The 26,513-nt window shown below is 69.7% G+C and carries 25 protein-coding genes and 1 pseudogene; 19 read left to right on the forward strand and 7 right to left on the reverse strand.

The genetic code is table 11. The features are described 5' to 3' along the window. The first annotated feature begins 237 nt into the window (after positions 1-237). Complete coding sequence (gene ybiO / locus RSO68_RS05795; protein ID WP_390882390.1) at positions 238-2,544, forward strand: mechanosensitive channel protein; 2,307 nt, start codon at positions 238-240, stop codon at positions 2,542-2,544. A gap of 337 nt (positions 2,545-2,881) precedes the next feature. Here the strand turns inward: ybiO and RSO68_RS05800 are convergent, their stop codons facing one another. Genes RSO68_RS05800 through hemC form a run of 4 tightly spaced genes read right to left on the reverse strand, consistent with a single transcriptional unit; the run spans position 2,882 to position 7,427 of the window. Beyond that, complete coding sequence (locus tag RSO68_RS05800; protein WP_315585797.1) at positions 2,882-4,135, reverse strand: heme biosynthesis HemY N-terminal domain-containing protein; 1,254 nt, start codon at positions 4,133-4,135, stop codon at positions 2,882-2,884. Continuing rightward, a complete protein-coding gene (locus RSO68_RS05805; protein ID WP_315585798.1) occupies positions 4,132-5,685 on the reverse strand; it encodes a uroporphyrinogen-III C-methyltransferase in 1,554 nt (517 codons plus the stop codon). Before RSO68_RS05805 ends, RSO68_RS05800 begins: the two co-directional genes overlap by 4 nt. A 6-nt stretch (positions 5,686-5,691) precedes the next feature. Next, positions 5,692-6,486, reverse strand: a complete 795-nt coding sequence (locus RSO68_RS05810; protein ID WP_089847642.1) for a uroporphyrinogen-III synthase — start codon at positions 6,484-6,486, stop codon at positions 5,692-5,694. Next, a complete protein-coding gene (gene hemC, locus RSO68_RS05815) occupies positions 6,486-7,427 on the reverse strand; it encodes a hydroxymethylbilane synthase (RefSeq protein WP_089847644.1) in 942 nt (313 codons plus the stop codon). Before hemC ends, RSO68_RS05810 begins: the two co-directional genes overlap by 1 nt. A gap of 233 nt (positions 7,428-7,660) precedes the next feature. On the opposite strand from hemC, the gene argH reads away from it, so the two are divergent. The 7 genes and pseudogenes from argH to RSO68_RS05850 all read left to right on the forward strand — a co-directional run bounded on the left by argH (position 7,661) and on the right by RSO68_RS05850 (position 13,783). After that, positions 7,661-9,070, forward strand: coding sequence for an argininosuccinate lyase (argH, locus tag RSO68_RS05820; protein WP_089847645.1), 1,410 nt, complete (start codon positions 7,661-7,663; stop codon positions 9,068-9,070). Then, positions 9,070-9,183 (forward strand): annotated as a pseudogene (gene lptM, locus RSO68_RS15915) (LPS translocon maturation chaperone LptM); the annotation flags it as partial. The gene argH and the pseudogene lptM, both read left to right, overlap by 1 nt. Before the next feature lie 85 nt (positions 9,184-9,268). Next, a complete protein-coding gene (gene lysA / locus RSO68_RS05830) occupies positions 9,269-10,549 on the forward strand; it encodes a diaminopimelate decarboxylase (protein WP_315585800.1) in 1,281 nt (426 codons plus the stop codon). After that, a complete protein-coding gene (gene dapF / locus RSO68_RS05835) occupies positions 10,549-11,397 on the forward strand; it encodes a diaminopimelate epimerase (RefSeq protein ID WP_089847652.1) in 849 nt (282 codons plus the stop codon). Before lysA ends, dapF begins: the two co-directional genes overlap by 1 nt. A 30-nt stretch (positions 11,398-11,427) precedes the next feature. Then, the gene (locus RSO68_RS05840; RefSeq protein ID WP_089847654.1) at positions 11,428-12,144 is read left to right on the forward strand and encodes a DUF484 family protein; all 717 of its coding nucleotides are present in this window, start codon (positions 11,428-11,430) and stop codon (positions 12,142-12,144) included. Continuing rightward, a complete protein-coding gene (locus tag RSO68_RS05845; protein ID WP_089847656.1) occupies positions 12,141-13,055 on the forward strand; it encodes a tyrosine recombinase XerC in 915 nt (304 codons plus the stop codon). Before RSO68_RS05840 ends, RSO68_RS05845 begins: the two co-directional genes overlap by 4 nt. Further along, a complete protein-coding gene (locus tag RSO68_RS05850) occupies positions 13,052-13,783 on the forward strand; it encodes an HAD family hydrolase (RefSeq protein WP_089847657.1) in 732 nt (243 codons plus the stop codon). Before RSO68_RS05845 ends, RSO68_RS05850 begins: the two co-directional genes overlap by 4 nt. A gap of 46 nt (positions 13,784-13,829) precedes the next feature. On the opposite strand, the gene yihA is transcribed toward RSO68_RS05850, so the two are convergent. After that, a complete protein-coding gene (yihA, locus tag RSO68_RS05855; RefSeq protein WP_089847658.1) occupies positions 13,830-14,468 on the reverse strand; it encodes a ribosome biogenesis GTP-binding protein YihA/YsxC in 639 nt (212 codons plus the stop codon). A 238-nt stretch (positions 14,469-14,706) separates the two neighbouring features. On the opposite strand from yihA, the gene RSO68_RS05860 reads away from it, so the two are divergent. The 6 genes from RSO68_RS05860 (at position 14,707) to RSO68_RS05885 (ending at position 20,360) form a co-directional block, all read left to right on the forward strand. After that, complete coding sequence (locus RSO68_RS05860) at positions 14,707-15,327, forward strand: c-type cytochrome (protein ID WP_315585801.1); 621 nt, start codon at positions 14,707-14,709, stop codon at positions 15,325-15,327. Positions 15,328-15,493: 166 nt separating this feature from the next. Next, complete coding sequence (locus tag RSO68_RS05865; RefSeq protein ID WP_315585802.1) at positions 15,494-16,126, forward strand: thiol:disulfide interchange protein DsbA/DsbL; 633 nt, start codon at positions 15,494-15,496, stop codon at positions 16,124-16,126. Position 16,127: 1 nt separating this feature from the next. After that, positions 16,128-16,964: an endonuclease/exonuclease/phosphatase family protein gene (locus RSO68_RS05870; protein WP_089847661.1), complete on the forward strand. Its 837-nt coding sequence runs from the start codon at positions 16,128-16,130 to the stop codon at positions 16,962-16,964. Positions 16,965-17,079: 115 nt separating this feature from the next. Then, entirely contained in the window at positions 17,080-17,637 is a 558-nt protein-coding gene (locus RSO68_RS05875) for a TRAP transporter small permease subunit (RefSeq protein WP_315585804.1), read from the forward strand. Continuing rightward, the gene (locus tag RSO68_RS05880; RefSeq protein WP_315585805.1) at positions 17,637-19,040 is read left to right on the forward strand and encodes a TRAP transporter large permease; all 1,404 of its coding nucleotides are present in this window, start codon (positions 17,637-17,639) and stop codon (positions 19,038-19,040) included. The genes RSO68_RS05875 and RSO68_RS05880 overlap by 1 nt, the downstream gene beginning before the upstream one ends. Before the next feature lie 210 nt (positions 19,041-19,250). Beyond that, positions 19,251-20,360, forward strand: coding sequence for a TRAP transporter substrate-binding protein (locus RSO68_RS05885; RefSeq protein ID WP_315585806.1), 1,110 nt, complete (start codon positions 19,251-19,253; stop codon positions 20,358-20,360). 84 nt (positions 20,361-20,444) lie between these two features. On the opposite strand, the gene RSO68_RS05890 is transcribed toward RSO68_RS05885, so the two are convergent. Continuing rightward, complete coding sequence (locus RSO68_RS05890; RefSeq protein ID WP_089847669.1) at positions 20,445-20,876, reverse strand: YqaA family protein; 432 nt, start codon at positions 20,874-20,876, stop codon at positions 20,445-20,447. Between the two features lie 63 nt (positions 20,877-20,939). Between RSO68_RS05890 and thiD the strand changes: the two genes are divergently transcribed. The 4 genes from thiD (at position 20,940) to dtd (ending at position 23,894) form a co-directional block, all read left to right on the forward strand. Then, positions 20,940-21,752 carry a bifunctional hydroxymethylpyrimidine kinase/phosphomethylpyrimidine kinase gene (thiD, locus tag RSO68_RS05895; RefSeq protein WP_315585807.1) on the forward strand — a complete coding sequence of 271 codons (813 nt, stop codon included), beginning with the start codon at positions 20,940-20,942 and terminating at the stop codon, positions 21,750-21,752. Positions 21,753-21,835: 83 nt separating this feature from the next. After that, positions 21,836-22,681 carry a universal stress protein gene (locus tag RSO68_RS05900; RefSeq protein WP_315585808.1) on the forward strand — a complete coding sequence of 282 codons (846 nt, stop codon included), beginning with the start codon at positions 21,836-21,838 and terminating at the stop codon, positions 22,679-22,681. A gap of 112 nt (positions 22,682-22,793) precedes the next feature. Beyond that, entirely contained in the window at positions 22,794-23,387 is a 594-nt protein-coding gene (locus RSO68_RS05905; RefSeq protein WP_315585809.1) for a chalcone isomerase family protein, read from the forward strand. A gap of 69 nt (positions 23,388-23,456) precedes the next feature. After that, positions 23,457-23,894: a D-aminoacyl-tRNA deacylase gene (gene dtd, locus RSO68_RS05910; RefSeq protein ID WP_315585810.1), complete on the forward strand. Its 438-nt coding sequence runs from the start codon at positions 23,457-23,459 to the stop codon at positions 23,892-23,894. Between the two features lie 21 nt (positions 23,895-23,915). On the opposite strand, the gene RSO68_RS05915 is transcribed toward dtd, so the two are convergent. Then, positions 23,916-25,862, reverse strand: a complete 1,947-nt coding sequence (locus tag RSO68_RS05915; RefSeq protein ID WP_315585811.1) for an ATP-binding cassette domain-containing protein — start codon at positions 25,860-25,862, stop codon at positions 23,916-23,918. A gap of 53 nt (positions 25,863-25,915) precedes the next feature. On the opposite strand from RSO68_RS05915, the gene RSO68_RS05920 reads away from it, so the two are divergent. After that, a complete protein-coding gene (locus tag RSO68_RS05920; protein ID WP_089847680.1) occupies positions 25,916-26,443 on the forward strand; it encodes a TIGR02444 family protein in 528 nt (175 codons plus the stop codon). Positions 26,444-26,513: the final 70 nt, after the last annotated feature.

Raw genomic sequence — 26,513 nt, forward strand, 5'->3', positions numbered from 1 at the left:
AAGCCACCCTAGAGGGTGGCTAAGAGTATCGCATGCTTGCCTTGCAGGGGGCAGCGACCTCAGGCCGCTGCTATAGGGCAATGTTGGCAGATAGCGGGCACGATGTACAATAATTGTACATAAAAATATCCCCACAGCCTCCGGGTCGTGATCACGGCGCCAAACCCGTACCATGCCGATGATGCACCGCTTCCCTGACATCCCATCGCCAACGCCCCGAGAGACGGAGATCACTGCGTGAATCCTATGCGAGCCCTGACAGCCCTGTGCGGCTGGCTGCTGCTGGCCCTGGTGGCCTTCGCCGGCCCGGCCCAGGCACAGCAAGCCGATACCGGCGGCGAGCCGCCGGCCTACTCCACCCTGGCCGACCTGCTCGAGAACGCCGAGAGCCGCCAACAGCTGATCGACCAGCTGCGCGGCCTGGCCGCCGCCGAAGCCCCACGGGCCGAAGCGGCCGTGGCGGCCTCCGAGCCCTCCCTGCCGCGCCAGCTGGCCCAGGCCACCAGCCGTATCGCCGGCGAGATCGGCACCCAGCTGGCCAGTGTGATGGACGCGGTCGGCGGCCTGGTCGCGGGCAGCGCCGAGGCGACCGCCAGCTTCGACATGGAGGCCTTCAGCGAGGCGGCGATCAACCTGGGCCTGGTGATACTCGCCACCCTCGCGCTGTTCCTGATCATTCGCCGGCTGGCCAAGCCGGTCTTCACGCGCATCAGCCAGTGGTCGCTCACCGACCAGGGACTCAACCCGGTGCTGCGCCTGGTGCTCTGCGTCGCGCTGGCCGCGCTGATCGACGTGCTGGTGGTGGCGCTCGCCTACGTCGGCGGCAACCTGGTCGCCACCTTCGCCGTCGGCGAGGCCGGCGAGCTCTCCACCCGGGCCTCGCTGTTCCTCAACGCCTTCCTGGTGATCGAGCTGCTCAAGGCGGGGGTGCGGATGCTGTTCTCGTCACGCTACGAGGGGCTTCGCCTGCTGCCGATCGCCGCCGACGAGGCCTCCTACTGGAACCGCTGGATCGCCCGGCTCATCGGCCTGGTCGGCTATGGCCTGATGGTGGTGGTGCCGCTGATCAGCGCCTACCTGGCCCCCACCTTAGGCCAGAGCATGGGCACACTAATCATGATCGCCGCCTTCGTCTATGCGGTGGCGGTGGTGCTGCGCAACCGCAAGCGACTGCGTGACGCCCTCAACCGCAAGGCACGGCAGACGACCATGGCCGCCAGCCGGGTCTCTCTGCAGCTGTTCGCCCGCACCTGGCACCTGTTCGCCCTGGCCTACTTCGTGATGGTGCTGGTACTCACCCTGACCCGCCCCGCGGACGCCCTGCCCTTCGTGCTCTTCGCCACCCTCAAGACGCTGGCGACCGTGGTGGTGGGCATGCTGGCATCGACCTTCCTGACCCAGACCATCGGCCGCCAGATCCGGGTCTCCGACGACCTGCGGCGCAAGCTGCCGCTGCTCGAGCCACGCCTCAACAGCTACGTGCCCAACGCCCTGCGCGCCGTCCGCGTGCTGATCCTGATCACGGTGACCATGGTGGTGCTGAGCGCCTGGGGCGCCTTCGATCTCACCGGCTGGTACGCCTCCGAGGCCGGCCGCGACCTCGTCGGCAAGACGGTCAGCGTGTTCGTGATCCTGGCGGTGGCGGCGGCAGCCTGGCTGGGGCTCGCCAGCCTGATCGAGCACAAGCTCAACCCCGAGACCGGCGGCGGCGTGCCCTCGGCCCGGGCCCAGACCCTGCTGGCGCTGTTCCGCAACGCCCTGGCCATCGCCCTGGTCACCATGACGGCGATGATCGTGCTCTCCGAGATCGGCATCAACATCGGCCCGCTGATCGCCGGTGCCGGCGTGCTGGGCCTGGCCATCGGCTTCGGCGCCCAGAAGCTGGTCCAGGACATCATCACCGGCATCTTCATCCAGGTCGAGAACGCCATGAACACCGGCGACGTGGTCACGGTGGGCGGCATCACCGGCACGGCCGAGAAGCTGAGCATCCGCTCGGTGGGCATCCGGGACCTGTCCGGCACCTACCACATCGTGCCCTTCTCCAGCGTCGACACCGTCTCCAACTACATGCGCGAGTTCGGCAACCACGTCGGCGAATACGGCATCGCCTACCGCGAGAGCATCGACGAGGCCATCGAGCAGCTCAAGCTGGCCTTCGAGGACCTCAAGGCCAGCGACGAGCACGGCCAAAAGCTGCTAGAGCCGCTCACCGTGGCCGGCGTGGTGGCACTGGCCGACAGCTCGGTGAATATCCGGGTGGTCATCAAGACCACGCCCGGCGACCAGTGGGCCGTGGGGCGCGCCTACAACCGCCTGGTCAAGCTGCGCTTCGACGAGGCCGGCATCGAGATCCCCTTCCCGCACACCACGCTGTACTTCGGCGAGGACAAGCAGGGCGGCTCACCGGCGGCCAACCTGCGGCTGCTGGACGCCGCGTCGCGTGGCCGACCCTCCGATGCCGCCCACGGCGACGATACCCGCCACGGCGTCCAGGAGATCGCCGATGCCGACCATCGCCAGCCCAACGACAGCGAGGTCTAGGCGCCCACCGCCAGGCGCCCGCGGGGGCCTGCCTTCCCGACAGCGGGGTCGCCTTCGGCGGCCCCGCTGTCGTTTTATCGGGCGGCTGGGCGTCGCGCCGGGCGCGGCAGAGCCCCAAGGCGACACGATCGATCACCGGCGCGTCGCAGAGCAGGGCGCAGCCTCGACGGCTGCGGCAGGCGGTAGCCTTCTTCTTCCCTTACGGCACTCCCAAGCCATCCGGATCGCGCACAGCAAGAGGGGCTGCCGAATGGCAGCCCCTCTTGCTGTGCGCTTCACTTCATGGCGAACCGGATCATGGTGACTCGGGCGAGCCTGGCTCAGGTTCGGGCGTGGCTCAGGACGCCGCCTTGGCCGTCTTCGCCGCCGAGTCGGGTGTCTCGGTAGGCTGCGGCAGCGAGGGCAGCGACTTGTCGAGCAGCTCGACACTCTGGCGGTAGAAGAGCTGGCTCTTCTGATGCTCGCCCAGGTTGGCGTAGAGCCGGGCCAGCTCCGCGCATGCCACGCCGCTGGGCCGCTGGCGCTGGCTCGCTTCGAAGTACTCCTGAGCCTTGCCCCAGTAGGCGTTGCTCAGCGCCAGGCGTCCCAGGGTGAGCAGCAGGTCCGGGTCGTTGGGCCGCTCCTGCAACCACTTCTCGGCCACCACCAGCTGTCGGCGGGCATCCACGTCGAGCAGGCCGTAGCGCAGCACCAGGCGACTGTCCCAGTGCTCCTTGAGGGAGTGGCGCAGCAGCCGCTCGGCGATGCCCTCCTGGTCGCCCCGCACCAGCGCCTCGGCGTAGAGCACGATGAGGTCGTTGTTGGTACGCAGGTAATCGGGCATGTCGGCCCAGAGGTTGCGCACCCGTTCGATGTCGCCGGGGTTGCGTGCCTCCTGGCCGATCAGCTCGCGGTAGGCGCGCAGCTCAAGCTGCTCGCGTTCCTCGCGGGAGATCAGCTGCTGAGTCCCCAGCCGCGGCATCAGGCGGCGCAGGCCGTCCCAGTCGCTGACGCTGAGATAGGCCTGCTTGAGCTGCTTGAGGACCTGGGGATGGTTCGGCAGGTGGCGGTCCAGGCGGGTCAGGATCGCCAGCGCCTCCTCGTACTGCTGGCGATCCAGCATCAGCTGGGCCTGCATCATGCCCACCGCGGTGTCGGCGCCCTCGGTGCTCAGGTGCGCCCGCTTGAGCAGGGTATCGGCCTGCTCGTAGCGCCCCTGATAGTGGGCGGCCAGGGCCGCGGAGAGGTAGTTGACCAGCGGCGTGCTGGAGTCATCGGCGGCCTTGACCAGGGCCTTCTCGGCGCGCTTCCAGCGCCCCTCGGCGAGCGCCACCAGGCCGCGCACGGTGCGCTTCATGGCGGTGCGGTTGCGGGCCCGGCTGTTCCACACCTTGAAGCGGCTGACCGGCCGGGTCAGGCGCATCAACAGGCGCAGCCCGAAGTGCAGCACGATGAACACCGCCAGCAGGATGACCAGGCCGAACCAGAAGGAGGTCTGGTAGGAGGTGTCGCCCACCCGCACCAGCCAGTAGCCCGGCACCGACATCATCAGCTGGCCGAACAGCGCCCCGAGCGCAAGGCCCAGGACCACGATCAGAATCAGCTTTCTCATGCGTCATCTCCCTGGCCGCCCTCGGCCTGGTCGGCGGAGCGGCTCTCGAAGCGATGCTCGATGAAGCTCGCCAGCGCCTGCTGGGAGCCGCTGATATCGGGCAGCTCGGGGCGGATGCTGCGCTGCTTGAGCTCCTCGAGGCGCGCGATCACCGACTGGACGCCGGAGGCGTCGGTATCGTAGTAGCCGCGGACCAGCGTCAGGGCCTTGTCGAGGCTGGCCTCATAGAGCGCCTGCTCCTCCTTGAGCAGCGCCAGCTGGGACTGCTCGAGCACCAGGCGCACGCTCTGGCGCAGGTAGGACTCCTGCTCCGGGGCGATCAGCGCCTCCAGCGCCTCGTCGTGCTTGCGCACGGTGACCAGGTCCTTGAGCTCGTTGCCGAAGCGCGACAGCTGCTGCTGCCAATCGCCGGTGGGCGTCTCCTCGATGGCGGCATCGGCGGTCATCTCCTCGATGTCCTGAGCCAGAGGCTGGCCGGCGATCAACTCCTGCTGGGCGTTGAGCGCCAGGTAGAGGCCGGTGCGATCGACCGTCGGCACGGCCTCCAGGGCGGCGAGCTCGGAGGCGATCTCGCGACGCACCGGGACCAGGGCGGGATTGTCGGCCTCACGCAGGCGCGCGTCGGCGGTGCGCAGCAGGGCCGCGGCGCCCTCGACATCGCGCTCCAGCAGCAGGCGCTGATTGGCCAGGCGCAGCAGGTAGGCGGCCTCGGCATGCAGCCAGTCGCGCTCGTCGGCGTCCTGCTCACGGGACAGCTCGTCGAGTACCTTATCGAGGGTCTCATCGACGCTGCTGCGATAGTCGGCGAACTCGCCGCGCAGGCTGGAGAGTGTCGACTCGAGGGCCGCGTCACGCTCGCTTTCGGCGCTTTCCAGCTGGCCCTCCAGCTCGCCCAGGGCGGACTCGCTGGCGACGTCGGCGGGCAGCGCGGCGAGACGCTGCTGCTGCGCCTCGAGCTTCTGCCAGGCCTGCCAGCCGAAGAAGCCCACGCCGATGGCCAGCAGGATCACAAGCACCAGCGCCACGGCGCCGGACTTGCCGCCGCCCTGTCCGCCGTCGCGCCTGGCGGTGGCGGCGCCACCGGCCGGGGGCTTGCCAGCGTCGGAGGCCTTCGCCTTGTCCCCGGGCGCGCCCTGGGCCTTGGCCTTGCCGGCGCTGGCGCCTCCCGAGGCCGGCTTGTCGGTCGAGGCGTTCTGCGTCTTGGACGCGTTGGCGCCGGTGGCCGGCGTGTCGGCGGAGGCGCTCGGCGACTTCGTCTCGGTCGCACCGCCCTGACCACTCGGCTGGTCGGTGCCGGCACTCGGCGTGCTGGACGACGCGGCCGCGTCATCCGAGCTCGGCGCGGCGGCGCCCGGCGCTGCCGCCTCCTGCTTCGCCTGACCGGCCGGCGCCGATGATCCACCCTTGCCTCGGCGGCGCGAGCGACGGGAGGCGGTACCGCCACCCTTGTCGGCTTCGCCGCTCCCCTGGCCGCCCGAGGGCGTCGATGCGCCCTGAGCCGCATCCGAAGGCGTCTGCTGTTCGTCCTGATCGTTTGGTTGCTTGCTCATCTGTCGCTAGCCCTTTTCGAGATCATCATGATCGACATCGGCCTCCTCAGGGGCGCTGCTCCCGGCGACCGTGACCGCCAGGGCGGCAGGGGTGGCACCCGAGGCCACCACGGGGACGCGAAATCCCAGCCTGCCGGCCAGTGTAGCCAACCGCGCGCTGGAAACGATTAGCGGTTGGTTCAAGGCGGCATCCGTACACCATCCTGCCAGATGTTCGAGAATTTCTCCGCTGCTGACCACCAGCGCACGATAATTGCCCTCGGCCAGCCGCGCCTGCAGGGGCGGCGCGGGGTCGAGGAGGCGACGCCGATAGACCGCCAAGCGCGTCACCCGGGCGCCCCGCGCGGCCAGGGTATCGGCGAGCAAGGTGCGCCCGCCTTCACCGGCCACCAGAAGCACGCGCTGCTCGTCGAGGGCCCGCAGAGATGCGAGGCGCAGCAGCGCCTCGCTGGTGTCCTCGCCGCTCTCCGGCGGCGGCACGTGCACGCGCACGCCCAGGTGGTGGTGAAGAGCGGCGGCGGTCGACGCTCCCACCGCATAGTAGTCGATGCCGACCGGCAGCTGCGGCCAGTAGCGATCCAGGGCGTTCGCCAAACACTCGGCGGCGAACGGGCTGACCACCACCACCTTGTCGAACTGGTCGACGTCCAGCCAGGTGCTGCGCGCCGCCGGCGTCTCCGCCAGCGGTTCGAGGCGCATGACATCCAGGCGCTCCACGGGCAGGCCGCGGGCCTCGATGGCCTCGGCCAGCGGGCCCGCGCGCTCGCCCGGGCGGGAGATCAACACCGGACGGCTCGCCATCAGCCGGCGCCGTAGACCTCGGCGAGGATATCGCCGGCGCCCTGGTCGAGCAGCTCTTCGGCCACACGGATGCCCAGCGCCTCCGGCTCATGGATCGAGCCGCGGCCCTCGGCGCGCAGCACCCGGGTGCCCTCCGGATTACCCACCAGGGCACGCAGCCAGAGGGTCTGACCGTCGTTCTCGAACACGGCATGGCCGCCGATCGGCACCTGACAGCCGCCCTCGAGGCGGGTGTTCATGGCGCGCTCGGCGCGCACCCGGGTGGCGGTGGTCGCGTCGTCCAGCGGGGTCAGCAGCGCCAAAAGCTCGGGGTCGTGCAGGCGGCACTCGATGCCCAACGCCCCCTGGCCACAGGCCGGCAGGCAGACTTCGGGCGGCAGCTCCATGGCGATGCGCGCCTCGAGGCCCAGCCGCTTGAGGCCGGAGGTGGCCAGCAGGATGGCGTCGTACTCGCCGGCATCGAGCTTGCCCAGGCGCGTCTGGACGTTGCCGCGGAGGTTGAGGACCTCGAGGTCCGGACGCGCCTCGCGCATCTGCAGGCCGCGACGCAGGCTGGAGGTGCCGATGCGCGCGCCCTGGGGCATCTCGTCGAGCGAGGCGTAGTGGTTGGAGACGAAGGCGTCGGTGGGCTCGGCGCCCTCGAGGATCACCGAGAGCCCCAGGCTCTCGGGGAAGTGCATGGGCACGTCCTTCATGGAGTGCACGGCGATGTCGGCGCGGCCGTCGAGCATCGCCTCCTCCAGCTCCTTCACGAACAGCCCCTTGCCGCCGACCTTGGCCAGCGGGGTGTCGAGGATCTTGTCGCCGCGGGTCGACATGGGCACCAGCTCGACCTGCAGGCCGGGGTGGGCGGCCATCAGACGGTCGCGGACATGCTCGGCCTGCCACATGGCCAGTTGACTCTTGCGGGTGGCGATACGCAGGGTATTGATGGCTTGCACGTGGTTCTCCCGTACCGGTTGGCCTGCCGATGGCGCACGATGCGCTGGCGCCCGGTGATGATGTGGATACGCCTCATCATAAAGCACCGCGCGAAACAGGAAAAATCGCGTCGCGCCGAGCGTGTGCCGCCCCTCGCCAGCCTCGTGGACTCTGGTACACTTTCTGCCATGTCAAGGCAGCGCCGCCCAGACGGCGCCCACCACCCCTATCGTCAAGCAGGATGCCCAGCCCGATGAGCCCGAGTCCTTCCACCCCCGGCACCAATCAGTCCTGGGGCGGCCGCTTCAGCGAGCCCACCGACGCCTTCGTCGAACGCTTCACCGCCTCGGTCGGCTTCGACCAGCGCCTCGCCCTCCACGACATCCAGGGCTCCGTCGCCCACGCCACCATGCTGGCAAGGGTCGGCGTGCTGACCATTGATGAGCGCGACGCCATCACCCAGGGCCTCGACGAGATCCGCGGCGAGATCGAGCGCGGCGAGTTCGAGTGGTCGGTGGCCCTGGAAGACGTGCACATGAACATCGAGGCGCGGCTCACCGACAAGATCGGCATCACCGGCAAGAAGCTGCACACCGGCCGTTCGCGCAACGACCAGGTGGCCACCGACATCCGCCTCTTCCTGCGCGCCGAGATCGACGTCGTCGCCGCCGAACTGGCGCGCCTGCGTGAGGGGCTGATCGAGCTTGCCGACCGCGAGGCCGACACCATCATGCCCGGCTTCACCCACCTGCAGACCGCCCAGCCGGTGACCTTCGGCCACCATCTGCTGGCCTGGCAGGAGATGCTGGCGCGCGACCACGAGCGCCTGCTCGACTGTCGCAAGCGGGTCAACGTGCTGCCGCTGGGCGCCGCGGCGCTGGCCGGCACCACCTACCCCATCGACCGCCACGTCACCGCCGAGCTGCTGGGCTTCGAGCGGCCCGCCGAGAACAGCCTCGACGCGGTCAGCGATCGGGACTTCGCCATCGAGTTCACCGCCTTCGCCAGCATCCTGCTGATGCACCTGTCGCGAATGAGCGAGGAGCTGGTGCTGTGGACCAGCGCCCAGTTCGACTTCATCGACCTGCCCGACCGCTTCTGCACCGGCTCCTCGATCATGCCGCAGAAGAAGAATCCCGACGTGCCGGAGCTGGTGCGCGGCAAGACCGGGCGGGTCTATGGCCACCTGATGGGCCTGCTGACGCTGATGAAGTCCCAGCCGCTGGCCTACAACAAGGACAACCAGGAGGACAAGGAGCCGCTGTTCGACACCCTGGACACCGTCAAGGGCTGCCTGCGCGCCTTCGCCGACATGGCCCCGGCCATCGAGTCGAAGAAGCCCAGCATGGCCGAGGCCGCCCGCCGCGGCTTCTCCACCGCCACCGACCTGGCCGACTACCTGGTGCGCAAGGGCGTGGCCTTCCGCGACGCCCACGAGATCGTCGGCCAGTCAGTGGCCTTCGGCCTCAAGGAGGGCAAGGACCTCTCCGAGATGAGCCTCGAAGAGCTGCGCCAGTTCTCCGACACCATCGAGGCGGACGTCTTCGAGGTGCTGACCCTCGAGGGCTCGGTGGCGGCCCGCAACCACATCGGCGGCACCGCCCCGGACCAGGTGCGGGCCGCGGCGCAACGCGCCCGCGATGCCCTGGCGAGCCTGGCCTGATGCGCCGGCTCCTCTCCGCCCTGGCCCTGGCCTTGGCCCTGCCCCTCGCACTGGCCGGCTGCGGCCAGAAGGGCCCGCTCTACCTGCCCGGCGACGAGGCGGCCGCCGAGCGCTACGACCCTGCCGCCGAGCAGGCGACGTCGGACGACGCCGCCGCCCAGCAGGACGATGACACCGCCCGCTACGACGAGAGCTAGCATGGATCACTTCGACTACCGCGACGGCGTCCTCTACGGCGAGGATGTGCCGCTCACCCGCATCGCCGACGAGTTCGGCACGCCCTGCTACGTCTACTCCCGGGCGACCCTCGCCCGCCACTACCGCGCCTACGCCGAGGCCCTGGGCGGCCATCCGCACCTGATCTGCTACGCGGTCAAGGCCAATTCCAACCTCGCCGTGCTGGGCCTGCTGGCGACGATGGGCGCCGGCTTCGACATCGTATCAATAGGCGAGCTCGAGCGCGTGCTCGCCGCCGGTGGCGATCCGGCCCGGGTGGTCTTCTCGGGCGTCGCCAAGCAGGAGGCCGAGATGACCCGCGCCCTGGAGGCGGGCATCAAGTGCTTCAACGTGGAGTCGCGTCCCGAGCTCGAGCGCTTAAACGCGGTAGCGGGCCGGCTCGGCATGCAAGCGCCGGTCTCGCTACGGGTCAATCCGGACGTCGATGCCGGCACCCACCCCTACATCTCCACCGGGCTCAAGGACAACAAGTTCGGCATTCCGGTGGACGAGGCGCTGGCCGCCTATGAGCTGGCGGCCACGCTGCCCCACCTCGAGGTGGTCGGCCTGGACTGCCACATCGGCTCCCAGCTCACCGAGCTTTCGCCCTTCCTCGACGCCCTCGACCGCCTGCTGGTGCTGCTCGAGCGCCTGCGCGAGCGCGGCATCGAGATCGAGCACCTGGACCTCGGTGGCGGGCTGGGCGTGCCCTATCAGCACGAGCACCCCCCCGCGCCCTTCGACTACGCCACCGCCCTGCTCGAGCGCCTCTCGGCGTGGCCGGGCAGCGAGCGCCTGACCCTGCTCTTCGAGCCGGGCCGCTCCATCGCCGCCAACGCCGGCGTGCTGCTGACCCGGGTCGAGTTCCTGAAGCCCGGCGAGACCAAGAACTTCGCCATCGTCGACGCGGCCATGAACGACCTGATCCGCCCGGCGCTCTACCAGGCATGGCAGGCGATCCTGCCGGTGGATACCCGCCACCCACGCGACGCCGCCACCTATGACGTGGTCGGCCCGGTCTGCGAGACCGGCGACTTCCTGGGCAAGGATCGCGAACTCGCTATCGCCTCGGGCGACCTGCTGGCGGTGCGCTCCGCGGGGGCCTACGGCTTCGTGATGGCCTCGAACTACAACAGCCGCCCGCGCCCCGCCGAGGTGATGGTCGACGGCGATCGGACCCACCTGGTGCGTCGCCGCGAGCGCCTCGAGGAACTCTGGGCCGGCGAGGCGCTGCTGCCCGACAACGCACAAGAGGCCCGCTGATGCTCCTGCACTTCACCAAGATGCACGGGCTGGGCAACGACTTCATGGTGGTCGATCTGGTCACCCAGCGGGCGCGCTTCACCGAGGAGGAGATCCGCCGCCTGGCCGACCGGCGCTTCGGCATCGGCTTCGACCAGCTGCTGGTGGTCGAGCCGCCCCGTGATCCGGACAGCGACTTCCGCTACCGCATCTACAACGCCGACGGCAGCGAGGTCGAGAACTGCGGCAACGGGGCGCGCTGCTTCGCGCGCTTCGTGCGCGACCAGCGCCTGACCCACAAGCACGAGATCCACGTCGAGACCGCCGGCGGCCCGCTGACCCTGGTGGTCGAGGACGATGGCCGGGTGCGCGTCGACATGGGCGAGCCGCGCTTCGCCCCCGAGGCCCTGCCCTTCACCACGGAATCCTTCGACGCCGCCGAGGGCCGGGTCCTTCACACCCTCGAGGTGAACGGCGAGCGCCATGAGATCGGCGTGGTCTCCATGGGCAATCCCCACGCCGTGCTGCGGATCGAGGACGTCGACACCGCCCCCGTCGAGCGGCTGGGCCCGGCCATCGAGTCGCACCCGCGCTTCCCCAAGCGTGTCAACGCCGGCTTCATGCAGGTGGTGTCACCTCACGAAATCCGCTTGAGAGTCTATGAGCGCGGCAGCGGCGAGACACTGGCCTGCGGCACCGGCGCCTGCGCGGCCGTGGCCAGCGGCATCCGCCAGGGGCTGCTCGAGAGCCCTGTCACCGTGCACCTGCCCGGTGGCGAGCTTCGCATCGAGTGGGGCGGCGACGCCGCCCCGCTGATCATGACCGGACCGGCCGAGCGCGTCTTCGACGGCCGCGTCGTGCTGAACTGAGTCGCCCCCGCCACCCAAGGAGAAGTGCCCATGACCCGTGCCGCCCCCGACCCGCGCCAGACCCTCGATCCCGATCGAGTGGCCGAGTGGCTGGCCCGTCACCCGGACTTCTTCGTCGGGCGCGAGGGGCTGCTGCAGCAGCTCAAGGTGCCCCACCCCGAGACCCGCGGCGCCACCTCACTGCTCGAACGGCTGGTGCATGACCTGCGCGCCCGCGCAGAGCAGGCCGAATGGCGCCTGGAGCAGCTGCTGGAGTCGGCCCGCTTCAACGAGGGCCAGTATCGACGCACTCGCGAGCTGATCCTCGCGCTGCTCGAGGCCGAGGACAACGACGCCCTGGGCCAGGCGCTGGCCACCCAGCTCGCCGAGAACTTCCACACCCCGGCGGTGGCGCTGTGGTGCCCGGCCAGCCTCACCGATGCCGAGCCCCACCCGCCCCAGGCGCCCCGACAGGTGCTCGACGATCACGCCGGCCAGCGCCTGGCGGCGCTTCTCGACGGCCGGCCCAGCCGCTGCACGCGACTGACCCCCACCGATTGGAAGCGCCTGCTGCCCCACGTGCCGGCGCCCGCCAAGGCCGGCTCCTGCGCGGTGGCGCGGCTGACCCTGGGCGAGCCGCTGGGCTATCTGGTGCTGGCGAGCCCCGACCCGGATCACTTCCGCGCCAGCATGGACACCCTGTTCACCGACTACGTGGGGGAGGTGGTGGCGCGCCTGCTGGTGCGCATGGCGCCCGCCTCGTCGTGAGCACCGCGATACTCGAGCCCGCGGTCGAGGCCTTCCTCGCCGGGCTGGCGCGCACCGCGAGCCCCGCCACGGCCGACGCCTACCGGCGCGACCTCGCGGCCCTGACGACCTTTCTCGCCGCCGAGGCCATCGACGACTGGGCCGGACTCGATGCCGCCCTGCTGCGCCGCTTCCTCGGCGGCGAGCGGCTGCGCGGCCTGGCACCGCGTAGCCTGGCTCGCCGCCGCGCCGCGATCTCGCGCTTCGCCGCTCATCTGGTGGAGACGGGAGAGCTGGCGCACAACCCGGTCTCACTGGTGAAGGCCCCGCGCCAGCCCAGCCACCTGCCGCGTCCGCTGGACGTGGATCAATTGTCGCGCTTTCTCGACACGCCCCACGACGACTCGCCGCTGGCGCGCCGCGATCAGGCGATGCTGGAACTCTTCTACTCCAGCGGCCTGCGCCTGGCCGAGCTGGCGGCGCTGGATCTCGGGGATCTTCAGCCGCAGCGGGTCAGGGTACTCGGCAAGGGCGGCAAGCCTCGTCAGGTGCCGGTGGGCCGGCGAGCCCGCCAGGCCCTGGACGCCTGGCTCACCGTGCGCGGCCAGCTGGCCGCGCACGACGCCCAGGCGCTGTTCGTGGGGGTGCGCGGGGGACGGCTGGGGCATCGCGGCATCCAGCGGCGCCTCGCCGAGCTGGCCAAGGTGCGGGGGCTCGCCGAGCATCTCCATCCGCACCGGCTGCGCCACTCCTTCGCCAGCCACCTGCTGGAGTCGAGCCAGGACCTGCGCGCGGTGCAGGAGCTGCTGGGCCATGCGGATCTCGCCACCACCCAGGTCTATACCCGGCTCGACTGGCAGCACCTGGCGGCGAGCTACGACGCCGCCCATCCGCGGGCGCGACGCCGCGGCGACGACAGCGGAGAGCCCTGATGAGCCTCGAGGCGATCACCTTCGACCTGGACGACACCCTGTGGGACAACCGCGGGGTGATGGCGCGCACCGAGACCGGCCACTATGCCTGGCTCGACGAGGCCCTGACGGACTGGCTGTCGCGCCGCGGCGAGTCCCGCGGGCGATTCGCCGAGCGCTATCCCCTGGCGGCCTATCAGGCGGCGCGCGGCCGGCTGGCCGAGCGCTTCCCGCCGCGGCGGGGCGACTTCAGCTGGCTGCGCGAGCGCGCCCTGGTGGAACTGCTGGAGGCCTTTGGGCTGCCACGCAGCGCCGCCTGGCTGTGGGCATCCGCCGCCATGGGACGCTTTCATGCGCTGCGCCTGGACGTCGCGCCCCACCCCGAGGTGGAGCCGCTGCTCGAAGAGCTTGGCGATCGCTACCGGCTGGGGGCCATCACCAACGGCAACCTGGCGCTGCACCGCCTGGCACTGTGTCGCCACTTCCGGGTGGCCATCGCCGCCGGCGAGATCCAGGCTCCCAAGCCGGACGCGCGACCCTTCCTGGCCGCCCTGGCGCGGCTCGAGACCGCGCCTTCGCGGGCGCTGCACGTGGGGGATTCCTGGCGAGAAGATGTGCTGCCGGCGCTGCGTTTAGGGATGCGGGCGGTGTGGATCGCCCCGGACCCGCCGCCAGGCGCGCTGCCGGCGGGCGTGCATCGGCTGGCGCACGTGCGCGAGCTGCCGGCCCTGCTGACCGACCTGACCTAGTCGCTGCCATCACGGACGCCAGGGCAGAGCTCGAGGGAAGCGCTCGTCAGTCGGCGGCGGGCACCGGCGCATCGAGCAGCCACTGGTCGAGGCGCGCATGCACCTCCTCGATGCCCTGCTTCTTGAGGGCGGAGAACAGCTGGATGCTCACCAGGTCTTCCCACTCGTGCAGCCGCGAACGCACCTGCTGCAGGGCGCCCTTCGCTGCGCCGCTCTTCAGCTTGTCGGCCTTGGTCAGCAGGATATGCACCGGCATGTCGGCCTCGTCGGCCCAGCCGAGCAGGGTCTGGTCGAACTCCGAGAGCGGATGGCGCACGTCCATCACCAGCACCAGGCCGCGTAGCGAGCCGCGCCGACGCAGGTAGTCGGAGAGGTGGCGCTGCCACTCCAGCTTGACCTGCTCCGGCACCTTGGCATAGCCGTAGCCCGGCAGGTCGACCAGCCGGCGATCGCTGTCCTCGCCGAGCCCGAAGAAGTTGATCAGCTGGGTGCGTCCCGGCGTCTTGGAGGTGCGGGCCAGCGCCTTCTGCCGGGTCAGGGCATTGATGGCGCTGGACTTGCCGGCATTGGAGCGGCCGGCGAAGGCCACCTCGGCACCGCTGTCGGGCGGGCACTTGGCCAGGGTCGGAGCGCTAGTGATGAAACAAGCGGCCTGATAATTGAGGCGAGAGTTGAGTCGCGACATGCGGGAGAATCCTGACGTTGATCAAGGGCGCCACGGCTTGCATTCCCGCGGCTCGGGTGTTCCGTTATAATGCAGTGTCTTTGTCTGCGACCCGGGGCGCGTCAGTATACCACCGTGCTTCGGCCGCCAGCGACCGACCACCGCGTCGGCGACGACCGGCCACAGGGCACCCGGATCCAACCCGGGCGGCACCCGGGGTACGTACCGGCCAACAACGTAACGGGATAGTGGAACTGCGATGAGAAAGCTACTGGCAAGCCTGGCAATCACCATGGGCGCGGTCGGCGTGGCCCATGCGGACCTTCAAGCGGACGCCGATGCGGCGGCCGGTCGAGACAAGGCGCAGGCCTGCGCCGCCTGTCATGGCCAGCAGGGCATCAGCCCTTCCGGCGCCTTCCCCAACCTGGCCGGACAGCAGGCCTCCTACCTGGCCAAGCAGATCATGGACATCCGCGACGGCAACCGCATGGTGGCCCAGATGGCCGGCCAGGTGGACAACTACTCCGACCAGGACGCCTGGGACGTGGCCAAGTACTTCGCCGAGATGGACCCGGCCCTGGGCCAGGCCGAGGATGACGAGGTGCTGATCGAGCGCGGCCGCGAGCTCTACCGTGCCGGCAACATGGCCAAGGGCATCCCGGCCTGCTCGGCCTGCCACAGCCCGACCGGCGAGGGCATCGGCTCGGCGGTCTACCCGGCGCTCTCCGGCCAGAAGCATGATTACCTGGTCTCCACCCTGCAGGACTTCGCCGCCGGCGAGCGCGCGAACGACCCCGCCGCCATCATGCGCAGCATCGCCGCCAAGATGAGCGATAGGGACATGGACGCCGTGTCCAACTACGTGCGCGGCCTGCACTGAGCCCCGGCCCGGCGAGCCGGGCACCGGTACTTCGAGGGCGGCCTGGGGCCGCCCTCGGCGTCTGCGGGGAACCCGGACGCCGACGGGGCATCAAAGCCAGCGGCGTGTCGCCCACAGGCACCCAAATCCTGTTTCATTCAAGGTGTTGCACTCAAGGAGAGCCCCCATGCTGAAGACCCTGATGGTTGCCCTGGCCGGCCTTGGCCTGTCATCCCTGGTATCCGCCGCCCCCCTCGTCGAGGGCGAGCACTACACCGTGCTCGAGAACCCGGTGGAGACGCGGGTCGAGGACGGTCAGGTCGCGGTGACCGAGGCCTTCTGGTACGGCTGCCCGCACTGCTACGACCTGGAAGACCCGCTCAACGCCTGGGTCGCCGAGCAGCCCGAGGACGTGGCCTTCCAGCGCATGCCGGCCACCATGGGTGGCACCTGGAACACCCACGCCTTCGCCTACTATGCCGCCGAGCAGCTGGGGATCCTCGACGAGCTCCACGAGGATTTCTTCCACGCCATCCACGAGGAGGGCCGCCGCCTGGCCTCGGAAGACGACATCGCCGCCTTCTTCAGCGACTACGGCGTCAGCGAGCAAGAGGCCCGCGAGGCGCTGGCCTCCTTCGGCGTGAAGAGCCAGGTGAACCAGGCCCACGCCCGCATGCGCCAGATGCAGCTGATGGGCGTGCCGGCGCTGATCATCGACGGCCGCTACCTGGTCTCGCCGAGCACCGCCGGCAGCCTCGGCAACATGCCGCAGATCGCCGGCGCGCTGGTCGACAAGGTCCGCGAGGAGCGTGCTGACTGAGATGCCCCAGCTGGCCGAGGCAAGGACACGGCTGCTCGACGGCGGCCACCTGAAGCTGCTCACCTTCAACCTGCAGGTGGGCATACAGACCTCGGCCTACCACCACTACCTGACGCGCAGCTGGCAGCACTTCCTGCCGCACCCCAAACGGCTGCAGCGTCTGAACATGATCGGCGAGGTGCTCGGCCGCTTCGACATCGTCGGCCTCCAGGAGGCCGACGGCGGAAGCTTCCGCTCGAGCCACATCAACCAGGTGGAATACCTCGCCACGCACGCCGGCTTTCCCCACCATTTCCAGCAGCTCAACCGCAACCTGGGTCGCATCGCCCAGCACAGCAACGGGCTGCTCTCGCGACTGACGCCGTCGCGGATCGAGGAGCACCGCCTGCCCGGCACCCTGCCCGGCCGCGGGGCCATCCACGTCCGCTACGGCGAGGGGCCCGACGCCCTGCATCTGTTCGTCGCCCACCTGGCGCTGAGCCATCGCGGCCGGGTGCGCCAGCTCGACTACCTCAGCGAGATCATCCGCCCGCTGCGCCACGTGGTGGTGATGGGCGATCTCAACTGCACCCCGGACCAGCTGCACGGCCACGAGCGCTTCCGCGCCTCGCTGCCGTTGCATCCGGTGCGCCCGCCGCTCAGCTACCCCTCCTGGCAGCCGCGCCGCGCCCTGGACCACATCCTGCTCTCCGACTCGCTACAGGCGGACGAGGTGCGGGTGCTCGAGCACCTCTTCTCGGATCACCTGCCGATCGCCGTGGACGTGCGGCTGCCCGATGCCTGCCTGACCAGCTGCCTGGCCGCCGGCCGGCAGACGAGCGAGCGCAGACGACACTGACGCTCCTCGGGTCGGTAACGTATAGTCAGCGTTGGTCGCCGCGACGGTAAGCACGCCTCCCGTGTGCGACCATCCGGCCTTTTCCTACGCTCAGTCCGACACAGCGAGACCCCCCATGGCCCAATCCCGCGAGCTGCCGGGCTTCATCGCCTGGCTCGACCGCGCCTCGGAGCGGCTCGGCAACAGCCTCTCCTGGCTAATCCTTTTGATGATGCTCATCCAGTTCCTGATCGTGGTGCTGCGCTACGCCTTCAGCGTCAACAGCATCCCCATGCAGGAGTCGGTGATGTACATGCACGCCGCGGTGTTCATGCTGGCCGCCGCCTACACCCTCAAGCACGACGGCCATGTGCGGGTGGACATCTTCTATAGGGGGATGACGCCGAAGCGCAAGGCGCTGGTCGACCTCGCCGGCACCCTCTTTTTGCTGCTGCCGGTAATGGGCTTCGTGATCCTGTCGAGCCTCGGTTACGTCGGCAAGTCCTGGGCGATCCTCGAGGGCTCGCCCGACTCCGGCGGCATCCCCGGGGTCTTCCTGCTCAAGACGCTGATCCCGCTGTTTGCCGGCCTGATGATCCTCCAGGCCCTGGTCGAGGCGGTGAAGAACGTCTACGTGATGACCGGACGCCTTCCCGCTACCCATGACGACGAGCCCCACGAGGAGCACCTGTGATGCTGGAATTCATGCCGCTGATCCTCTTCATCGTCATCTGCCTGGTGCTGATGGCCGGCTACCCGGTCGCGCTGTCGCTCGCCGGCACCGCGCTGGCCTTCGCCGGGCTGGGCCTCGGGCTCGAGTCGCTGGGCATCGATGCCCACTTTGATGCCGGCTACCTGGGCGCCTTCCCCAACCGCCTCTACGGCATCATGACCAACCAGACGCTGCTGGCGGTACCGCTGTTCGTGCTGATGGGCGTGCTGCTGGAGAAGTCCAAGGTCGCCGAGACCCTGCTCGAGGCCATGGCCCTGCTGTTCGGCTCGCTGCGTGGGGGTCTGGGCATCTCGGTGACCCTGGTCGGCATGCTGCTGGCGGCCTCTACCGGCATCGTCGGCGCCACCGTGGTCACCATGGGCCTGATGTCGCTGCCGACCATGCTCAAGCGCGGCTACAGCGTGCCGCTGGCCACCGGCACCATCTGCGCCACCGGCACCCTGGGGCAGATCATCCCGCCCTCCATCGCCCTGGTGCTGCTGGGCGACGTGCTCTCCTCGGCCTATCAGCAGGCCCAGCTCTCCATGGGCATTTTCAGCCCCAAGACGGTCTCGGTGGGTGATCTGTTCATGGGCGCCCTGATCCCCGGCCTGGTGCTGGTGGTGTTCTATATCGCCTATGTTGCCGTGATCGCCTGGTGGAAGCCCAGCGCCGCGCCGGCCGTCGATCGCCGTGAGCTGATGGAGGAGCTCGGCCACGAGGGCGGCCTCGGCCTGCTGCTGCTCAAGGGCCTGGTACCGCCCATCGTACTGATCGTGATCGTGCTGGGCTCGATCCTCGGCGGCTTCGCCACCCCCACCGAGGCCTCGGCCGTGGGCGCCTTCGGCGCGCTGATGCTGGCCCTGGCCTACCGCCGCCTGGATCTCGCCACCCTCAAGGAGGTACTGCGCTCCACCACCCACGTCACCACCATGGTATTCATGATCCTGATCGGCGCGGCGCTGTTCTCGCTGGTGTTCCGCGCCTACGGCGGCGAGGAGCTGGTGACCGAGGTCTTCGAGGGCATGCCCGGCGGCGTGGTCGGGGCGACGCTGATCGTGATGCTGGTGATCTTCCTGCTCGGCTTCATCCTCGACTTCATCGAGATCACCTTCGTGGTGGTGCCGATCGTCGGGCCGATCCTGCTGGCCATGGGCCTCGATCCCATCTGGCTCGGCATCATGATCGCCATCAACCTGCAGACCTCCTTCCTCACGCCGCCCTTCGGCTTCGCGCTCTTCTACCTGCGCGGCGTGGCGCCGGACTCGGTGCCCACCTCGGCGATCTACAAGGGCGTCATGCCGTTCATCGTGCTGCAGCTGGCCATGCTGCTGGCCCTGGCCTTCTTCCCCGGGCTCGCCACCTGGCTGCCGGACCAGTTCTAGCAGCACGTTCGCCCGGGCCGGGCCCGGGCGCGGTGCCGCCTGACACCGAGCGTGGACTGAGAGTTAGCAGCCAAGGCCACCCGATTCGCTATAGTGCCAGCGTCCTGACACGGCGCCCGCGCCGTTCACGGCGGGCACGCCCCGACACCCTATCGCCAACCGCCCCCTGGGGCGTCTCGACACCAAGTCCCACAACACGAGAGGCACCGTATGAAACTCAGATCACTCGCCATGGCCGTGGCCATGAGCGCCGGCGCATCCGGCCTGCTGCTGGTCTCCAGCATCGACAATACCGCCCAGGCCCAGGAGACCTTCGAGTGGAAGATGGTCACCTCCTGGCCGAAGAACTTCCCCGGCGTGGGCCAGGGGCCCGAGCGTCTCGCCAAGCTGGTCGATGAGATGTCCGACGGCCGCCTGACCATCGAGGTGTTCGGGGCCGGCCAGCTGGTGCCGGGCTTTGAGGTCTTCGACGCCGTCTCCGGCGGCACCGCCGAGCTGGGTCACTCCGCCTCCTACTACTGGAAGGGCAAGGCACCGGCGGCGCAGTTCTTCGCCGCCGTGCCCTTCGGCATGAACGCCCAGGAGATGAACGCCTGGCTGCATCACGGCGGCGGCCTGGAGCTGTGGAACGAGCTGTATGACGACTTCGGCGTCGACGTCATGGCGGCCGGCGCCTCGGGCGTGCAGATGGGCGGCTGGTACAACAAGGAGATCACCTCCGTCGACGATCTGGACGGCCTGAAGATGCGCATGCCGGGCCTCGGCGGCGAGGTGATGAACCGCATGGGCGTGGCCATCGTCAACATGCCGGGCGGCGAGATCTTCACCTCCCTGCAGTCCGGCGCCATCGACGCCACCGAGTGGATCGGCCCCTACAACGACCTGGCCTTCGGCCTGCACCAGGCCGCCGAGTACTACTACTACCCCGGCTGGCACGAGCCGACCGTGATGTTCGAGGCGATCGTCAACGAGGAGGCCATGGCCGCGCTGCCCGCCGACCTGCAGGCGATCCTGCGCACCGCGGTGCGTGACGTGAACGCCGACGTGCTCGACGAGTACACCGCGCGCAACAACGACGCCCTCGAGACCCTGGTCAACGAGCACGAGGTGGAGCTGCGTCGCCTGCCGGACGACGTGCTGGCAAAGGCCCAGGAGCACTCCGCCGACGTGGTCGCCGAGCTCGCCGAGTCCAGCGAGATGGCGCAGAAGATCTACGACTCCTACGAGGCCTTCCAGGAGAAGGTCGTGAACTATCACGCCATCTCCGAGCAGGCCTACTACAACGCCCGCAACCCGGAGGGCGACACCACCAGCGAGTGATCGCGCCGGTGCCACGCCACTAACGTGGCGTGCAATACCAAGGGGCCGCCTGCGGGCGGCCCCTCGTCGTTGTCGGCCGCGCACTCAAGCGCATAGCGGGGCCAGCCAGGCCTCGGCGAGCCACAGCACCAGGGCGTAGCGGGCGCCCTTGGCCACGGCGATCAGCAGGATCGCCCGCCACCAGGGCAGGCGCAGGATACCCGCCAGCACGGTGAGCGGGTCGCCGATGAGCGGCGCCCAGGCCGCCAGCAGGCTCCACTCGCCGAAGCGCAGGTACCAGCGCTCGGCGCGCTCGAGCCCTCCCCGCGAGACCGGAAACCAGCGGCGATCCTGGAAGTGGCGCGCATAGCGCCCCAGGCCCACGTTGACGAGGCTGCCGAGGGTATTGCCGACGCTCGCCACGCCCCACAGCCACCATCCCGGCTCGCCCTGGCACCAGAGTCGCGCCAGCCACACCTCGGAGCCACCGGGCAGCAGGGTGGCGCTGGCCAGCGCCACCAGAAACAGCATCAGCATGGCACCGGGCCCCCTCCCTGCAGTAGGCTATCGGTCCCCTTCGAAAGCAATGACAAGACGCTGATGGCCACCCCCCGTTCGATCCCCAATACCCTGACCATCGCCGGCTCCGACCCCGGCGGCGGCGCCGGCATCCAGGCCGATCTCAAGACCTTCTCGGCCCTGGGCAGCTATGGTACCAGCGTGATCACCGCCCTGACCGCGCAGAACACCCGCGGCGTCACCGGGGTGCATCCGGTGCCGGCCGCGTTCATCGCCGCCCAGCTCGACACCCTGCTCGACGACATCGCCATCGACGCGGTGAAGGTCGGCATGGTGGCCAGCCGAGAGGTGGCCGAGACGATCCGCGACAGCCTCACCGCCCGGCGGCCGCGCTGGGTGGTGCTCGACCCGGTGATGGTGGCCAAGAGCGGCGATACCCTGGTCGACGACGCCGGCATCGCCGCGGTGCGCGACTGCCTGGTGCCGCTGGCCGACCTGATCACCCCGAACCTGCCGGAGGCGGCGGTGCTGCTCGATTGCCCGGTGCCCACCGACCGCGCCGGCATGCAGGCGATGGCGCCCACGCTGCGCGAGCTGAGCGCCGGCGCGGTGCTGCTCAAGGGCGGCCACCTGCGCGGCGAGGCCTGCCCGGACCTGCTGATCACCGCCGATACCCTCGAGTGGCTGGAAGGGCCGCGTATCGACACCGGCAACCTGCACGGCACCGGCTGCACGCTCTCCTCGGCAATCACCGCGCGCCTGGCCCTGGGCGATGCCTTGCCCGAGGCGGTGGCTGCCGCCAAGGCCTGGCTGTCCCGCGCGCTCGAGCAGAGCCATCGCCTCGCCGTGGGCCAGGGGCACGGCCCGGTGCATCACTTCCACGCCTGGTGGTAGGCGGGCGGCCTTGCGCCCTCCCCCGGTGCCACCCATGCTGAGAGCGGTGCCATCGAGATCTTCCTGTCCGGGAGGGAGTCATCATGAGCCAGACCCTGCTGTTCGCCAGCGATCTCTCCGCCGAGAACCGCGCCGCCTTCGCTCGTGCCGTGCGCCTGGCGGTGGAGAGCGGCGCCCGCCTCGACATCATCCATGTGCTCGACCCCTATCTGCCGCGCCGCGTCCTCCACGACCTGGAGGCCGCCGTGGTGGCGGACATCCGCGCGACCCTCACCGACCTGCGTGAGGACTATGCGCTACCCGAGCCGTCGAGCCTGATCCAGACCATGGCCGGCGCCCCCTATGCCGAGATCATCCGCGAGGCCCACGAGCGCCAGGCCGACCTGATCATCCTGGGCGCCCATCGCAAGCGCGGGCAGCCCGACCTGGTGGCCGGCACCACCCTGGCCCGAGTGCTTCGCAGCGCCCCCTGCCCGGTGCTCTCGGTCAGCCACCTGGCGACCCAGGCGTGGCACGACATCCTGGTGCCGGTGGACTTCTCGCTGACCTCGCGGCACACCCTGCGCGAGACGCTCAAGCGCTTCCCCGAGGCACGACTGACCCTGCTGCATGCCTGGGACATTCCCGGCGAACGCGAGCTGGGCTCGAACGGCGACTACGCCCGCTGGCGCGACCGCGAGGTGGAGCGGCTGCGCACCCAGCTGGAGCGCGAGACCGAACAGCTGATGGGCGAGCTCGACGACGTGCCGGAGCTCGAGCTGGTGCTCGAACAGGGCGATCCCCTGGAGGTGTTGATGACGCGCCTGCGGCGCCAGCCGCCGGACCTGCTCGCGCTGGGCAGCCGCGGGCAGCTGGGCCGCCAGAGCCAGATCACCGAGCGTCTGCTCTCGGAGCCCCACTGCGACATCATGCTCTGTCGCGCCTGGTAGCGGGTCGTCCATCTGGAGGGCCGTCCCTCTCATGGGTCAAGCGCATCTACACAGAACCTGCACGCGATTATAGTGTCTGTACAAGCCACACCCCGAAGCGTGAGGTTCGTCCATGTTCCTGTCCTGCACCCGCGGCCGCCTACTGCTCACCGCCCTGGTGATCGCGCTGCCCGCTGCGGCCGCCTCGGCCGAGAGTAGGCCCGCCGAAAAGGAGCCCGTCGAGGTCGAGGGCGCCCGCTTTGCCGCCACGCTGGAAGTCGACGAGCGCCGCTATGAGCGCATCGGCCACGGCCTCTTTCGCTACATGATCTGGGATGCCTACGCCGGCGCCTACTACCAGGCCGCCGGCTACCCTCGCCCGGCCCCGCAGTCCGAAGTGCCGCGCCGCCTGGAGCTGGAATACTTCCACGCCATCGAGGCCGGGGACTTCGCCGAGGTGACCCGTGAGCGCATCCAGAAGGCCCTGCCCGGCAGCGAATTCGCCCGCCTCGAGTCGAGCCTCTCCGCCTTCAACGACCGCTATCGCGACGTCAGTCCCGGCGACCGCTACGCCCTGGGCTGGGACGGCGAGGCCCTGACCCTTGCCCTGAACGGCGAGCCACTCTATTCAGGCGGCGACCAGGCGCTTGCCAGCGCGCTGTTCGGCATCTGGCTGGGCGACGATCCGCTGGGGGACGATTTCCGGGACGACCTGCTGGGACGCTGAGGGCGGCCATCCAGCCAGCCGCCGTGCTAGGCTTGACCGCCCGAGACATCAGCCAGGAGAGCTCGCCCGATGAAGGCCCTGATTCAGCGCGTGCGACGCGCCAGCGTAGAGGTGGACGAGCGTGAGGTGGGCGCCATCGGCCCGGGGCTGCTGGCCCTGGTGGGCGTCGAGAAGGGCGATGACGAGGCCTCGGCCGACAGGCTGCTGCACAAGCTGCTGCACTACCGGGTCTTCGCCGACGCGGCCGGCAAGATGAACCTCAATCTGCAGCAGGCCGAGGGAGGACTGCTGCTGGTCTCCCAGTTCACCCTGGCCGCCGATACCCGCAAGGGGCTCAGGCCGAGCTTCTCCAGTGCCGCCCCGCCCGCCGAGGGCGAGCGCCTCTTTCACTACCTGCTCGACCGGGCCAGGGCGGCCTGGCCGACGGTGGAAAGCGGCGAATTCGCCGCCGACATGCAGGTCTCGCTGATCAACGACGGACCGGTCACCTTCCTGCTGGAGGGCTGAACGCGCCCGTGAGCGCCGGCATCAGGCGCCGTTGAGCTCCGCCTCTGCGGCCTCCAGCGCCTCCTCGGCGTCGATCCAGGCCTGCTCCAGCTCCTCGAGTCGCGACTTGAGCTCGCCCTGGCGCCCCAGCCGCTCGGTGAGTTCGTCCTTTCTCGTCGGATCGGTATAGAGCGCGGCCTCACCGAGGCCCTCCTCGACGCCAACGAGCTCGGCCTGGACCTTCTCCATGGCCTTCTCGGCCCGATCACGATCGCGCTTGAGCGGACGCAGTTTCTCGCGCAGCTCCGCGGCCGCGCGACGCGACGCCTTGCGATCCTCCCGGGGGGCACCCCCCTCGACCTGACGCTCGGCCTTGTCGGCCCGGGCCTCCCGGCGCTCCCCTTCCAGGCGGCTCTTGAGCCAGGCGCGGTAGTCCTCCAGGTCACCGTCGAAGGGCGCAACGCCGTGGTCGGCCACGCGCCAGAACTCGTCGACGGTGGCGCGCAGCAGGTGGCGATCGTGGGAGACGATGATCACCGTGCCCTCGAAGCTCGCCAACGCCTCGGTGAGCGCCTCGCGCATCTCCAGGTCCAGGTGGTTGGTGGGCTCGTCGAGCAGAAGCAGGTTGGGCTTCTGCCAGGCCACCAGGGAGAGCGCCAGGCGCGCCTTCTCGCCGCCGGAGAAGCGCCCCACCTCGGCGAAGACGTCATCGCCTTGGAACCCGAAGCCACCCAGGAACTTGCGGATGTCCAGATCCGCCGCGGTGGGCGACAGGCGCTGCACGTGCTGGAACGGCGTGGAGGCAAGATCCAGCCCCTCCAGCTGGTGCTGGGCGAAGTAGCCAATCGCCAGGTGCTCGCCAGGCACCCGGCGCCCGGCCAGCAGCGGCAGGTCGCCGGTCAGCGACTTGATCAGCGTCGACTTGCCGGCCCCGTTGGGGCCCAGCAGGCCGATGCGCTGGCCCGGCAGCAGGGTCACCTTGACGTCGTCGAGCTGCACCGTCTCGCGGCCGTCGGCGTGACGGTAGCCCAGGCGCGCCTCGTCGAGCACCAGCAGCGGGTGGGAGGAGCGATCGGCCGAGGGAATGGTGAAGTGGAAGGGCGAGTCGGCGTGGGCCACGGCGATATCGCCCATGCGCTCGAGCATCTTCAAGCGGCTCTGGGCGGCGCGCGCCTTGCTCGCCTTGGCGCGAAAGCGCGTCACGAAGCGCTCGATCTCCTCGCGGCGAGCCTGCTGCTTGGCGGCCTCGGCCTGCTGCAGGGCCAGCTTCTCGGCGCGGGTCCGCTCGAAGGTGGAGTAGTTGCCGCGATAGATCACCAGCGACTGGCGATCGAAGTGCACGATGTGGTCGCACACCGCGTCGAGGAAGTCGCGATCGTGGGAGATCAGCAGCAGGGTACCGGGATAGCGGGTGAGCCACTGCTCGAGCCACAGGAGCGCATCCAGGTCCAGGTGGTTGGTGGGCTCGTCGAGCAGCAGCAGGTCGGAGGGCTTGAACAGCGTGCGCGCCAGGTTGACGCGCATGCGCCAGCCGCCGGAGAAGGCCGACAGCGGCCGATCCAGATCGGCCTGGTAGAAGCCCAGTCCCACCAGCAGCTGGGCGGCGCGGGCCGGGGCGCTGTAGCCGTCCAGCGCCTCGATGGCGCCGTGCAGTTCGGCCTCGCGGTGGGCGTCTTCGCGCTGACGCGCCTGCTCGAGGGCCGTCTCGGTGCGGCGCAGCTCGCGGTCGCCATCGAGCACGTAGCCGACGATGGAGCGGTCAAGGGCCTCCACCTCCTGGTCCATGTGGGCGATGCGCTGGCCGCCGCTCATCTCCAGCTCGCCCTTGTCCGGGGCGAGCTCGCCGAGCAGCAGCTTGAACAGGCTGGACTTGCCCGCGCCGTTGGGCCCGACGATCCCCGCCTTGTGGCCGGCGTGCAGGGTCAGGTCGGCCCCCTCCAGCAGGGGCTGGGTGCCGCGTTGCAGGGAAACTTGGCGCAGTGCGATCATGCAGGCTCCACTCGGCAGTCGGTGAGGCCGCCGCCCAGAGGCGACAGCGTGTCATGACCCACGATTCTACCCAATTGCCCGACGCTCTGCGGGCCCGTCTGCGCCGCGACCCGCTCTGGGAGTTCGCGCTGGCCCTCTACGGGCGCGACGGTGTCGAGGCCGCCTGCCTGTCGCTGCAGGACGAGGCCGGCGTCGATGTCTGCGAGATGCTCTGGCACTGCTGGCTTTACCACCACGGCCTGACTTGCGACGCCCCGCCCGATGACACGCGTCGTTGGCAACGCGACGTCACGGCGCCGCTGCGCCGCCTGCGCCGGGCCCTCAAGGCCGAGGCCCAGGACGACGCCGGCGTCGCCGAGCTGCGCCGCACGCTCCAAAAGGCCGAGCTCCAGGCCGAGCGCGAGGCCCTCTCGCACCTGCAACGCCAGGCCCTGAGCGGACGCGGCATTGCGCCGCTGCCTACGCCGCCTCCCGCTCCACTGGAGGTCCTCGCCAACCGTCTTCGGCTCCGCAAAGCCCGTGATCTTACTAAACTTAAGATGCTAATAAGCCAGCTTGACCCCTCAAAGGGGCCACGCTAGCCTGAAATCAGTTGAGTGAATGCCGAATTCACCAGACGCCTGCCGATGGGCCATCCCCGTCGCGGGTCAA

It is taken from the genome of Halomonas saccharevitans (assembly GCF_032333995.1).
GTDB lineage: Bacteria > Pseudomonadota > Gammaproteobacteria > Pseudomonadales > Halomonadaceae > Halomonas > Halomonas saccharevitans.

Excerpts from the sequence above, each read along its gene's own strand:
- RSO68_RS05800 (WP_315585797.1), bottom strand. The coding sequence starts at position 4,135 with ATGAGAAAGCTGATTCTGATCGTGGTCCTGGGCCTTGCGCTCGGGGCG.
- RSO68_RS05805 (WP_315585798.1), bottom strand. The coding sequence starts at position 5,685 with ATGAGCAAGCAACCAAACGATCAGGACGAACAGCAGACGCCTTCGGAT.
- RSO68_RS05810 (WP_089847642.1), bottom strand. The coding sequence starts at position 6,486 with ATGGCGAGCCGTCCGGTGTTGATCTCCCGCCCGGGCGAGCGCGCGGGC.
- argH (WP_089847645.1), top strand. The coding sequence starts at position 7,661 with ATGAGCCCGAGTCCTTCCACCCCCGGCACCAATCAGTCCTGGGGCGGC.
- lysA (WP_315585800.1), top strand. The coding sequence starts at position 9,269 with ATGGATCACTTCGACTACCGCGACGGCGTCCTCTACGGCGAGGATGTG.
- dapF (WP_089847652.1), top strand. The coding sequence starts at position 10,549 with ATGCTCCTGCACTTCACCAAGATGCACGGGCTGGGCAACGACTTCATG.
- RSO68_RS05840 (WP_089847654.1), top strand. The coding sequence starts at position 11,428 with ATGACCCGTGCCGCCCCCGACCCGCGCCAGACCCTCGATCCCGATCGA.
- yihA (WP_089847658.1), bottom strand. The coding sequence starts at position 14,468 with ATGTCGCGACTCAACTCTCGCCTCAATTATCAGGCCGCTTGTTTCATC.
- RSO68_RS05860 (WP_315585801.1), top strand. The coding sequence starts at position 14,707 with ATGAGAAAGCTACTGGCAAGCCTGGCAATCACCATGGGCGCGGTCGGC.
- RSO68_RS05865 (WP_315585802.1), top strand. The coding sequence starts at position 15,494 with ATGCTGAAGACCCTGATGGTTGCCCTGGCCGGCCTTGGCCTGTCATCC.
- RSO68_RS05870 (WP_089847661.1), top strand. The coding sequence starts at position 16,128 with ATGCCCCAGCTGGCCGAGGCAAGGACACGGCTGCTCGACGGCGGCCAC.
- RSO68_RS05875 (WP_315585804.1), top strand. The coding sequence starts at position 17,080 with ATGGCCCAATCCCGCGAGCTGCCGGGCTTCATCGCCTGGCTCGACCGC.
- RSO68_RS05880 (WP_315585805.1), top strand. The coding sequence starts at position 17,637 with ATGCTGGAATTCATGCCGCTGATCCTCTTCATCGTCATCTGCCTGGTG.
- RSO68_RS05885 (WP_315585806.1), top strand. The coding sequence starts at position 19,251 with ATGAAACTCAGATCACTCGCCATGGCCGTGGCCATGAGCGCCGGCGCA.
- RSO68_RS05890 (WP_089847669.1), bottom strand. The coding sequence starts at position 20,876 with ATGCTGATGCTGTTTCTGGTGGCGCTGGCCAGCGCCACCCTGCTGCCC.
- thiD (WP_315585807.1), top strand. The coding sequence starts at position 20,940 with ATGGCCACCCCCCGTTCGATCCCCAATACCCTGACCATCGCCGGCTCC.
- RSO68_RS05900 (WP_315585808.1), top strand. The coding sequence starts at position 21,836 with ATGAGCCAGACCCTGCTGTTCGCCAGCGATCTCTCCGCCGAGAACCGC.
- RSO68_RS05905 (WP_315585809.1), top strand. The coding sequence starts at position 22,794 with ATGTTCCTGTCCTGCACCCGCGGCCGCCTACTGCTCACCGCCCTGGTG.
- dtd (WP_315585810.1), top strand. The coding sequence starts at position 23,457 with ATGAAGGCCCTGATTCAGCGCGTGCGACGCGCCAGCGTAGAGGTGGAC.
- RSO68_RS05915 (WP_315585811.1), bottom strand. The coding sequence starts at position 25,862 with ATGATCGCACTGCGCCAAGTTTCCCTGCAACGCGGCACCCAGCCCCTG.
- RSO68_RS05920 (WP_089847680.1), top strand. The coding sequence starts at position 25,916 with ATGACCCACGATTCTACCCAATTGCCCGACGCTCTGCGGGCCCGTCTG.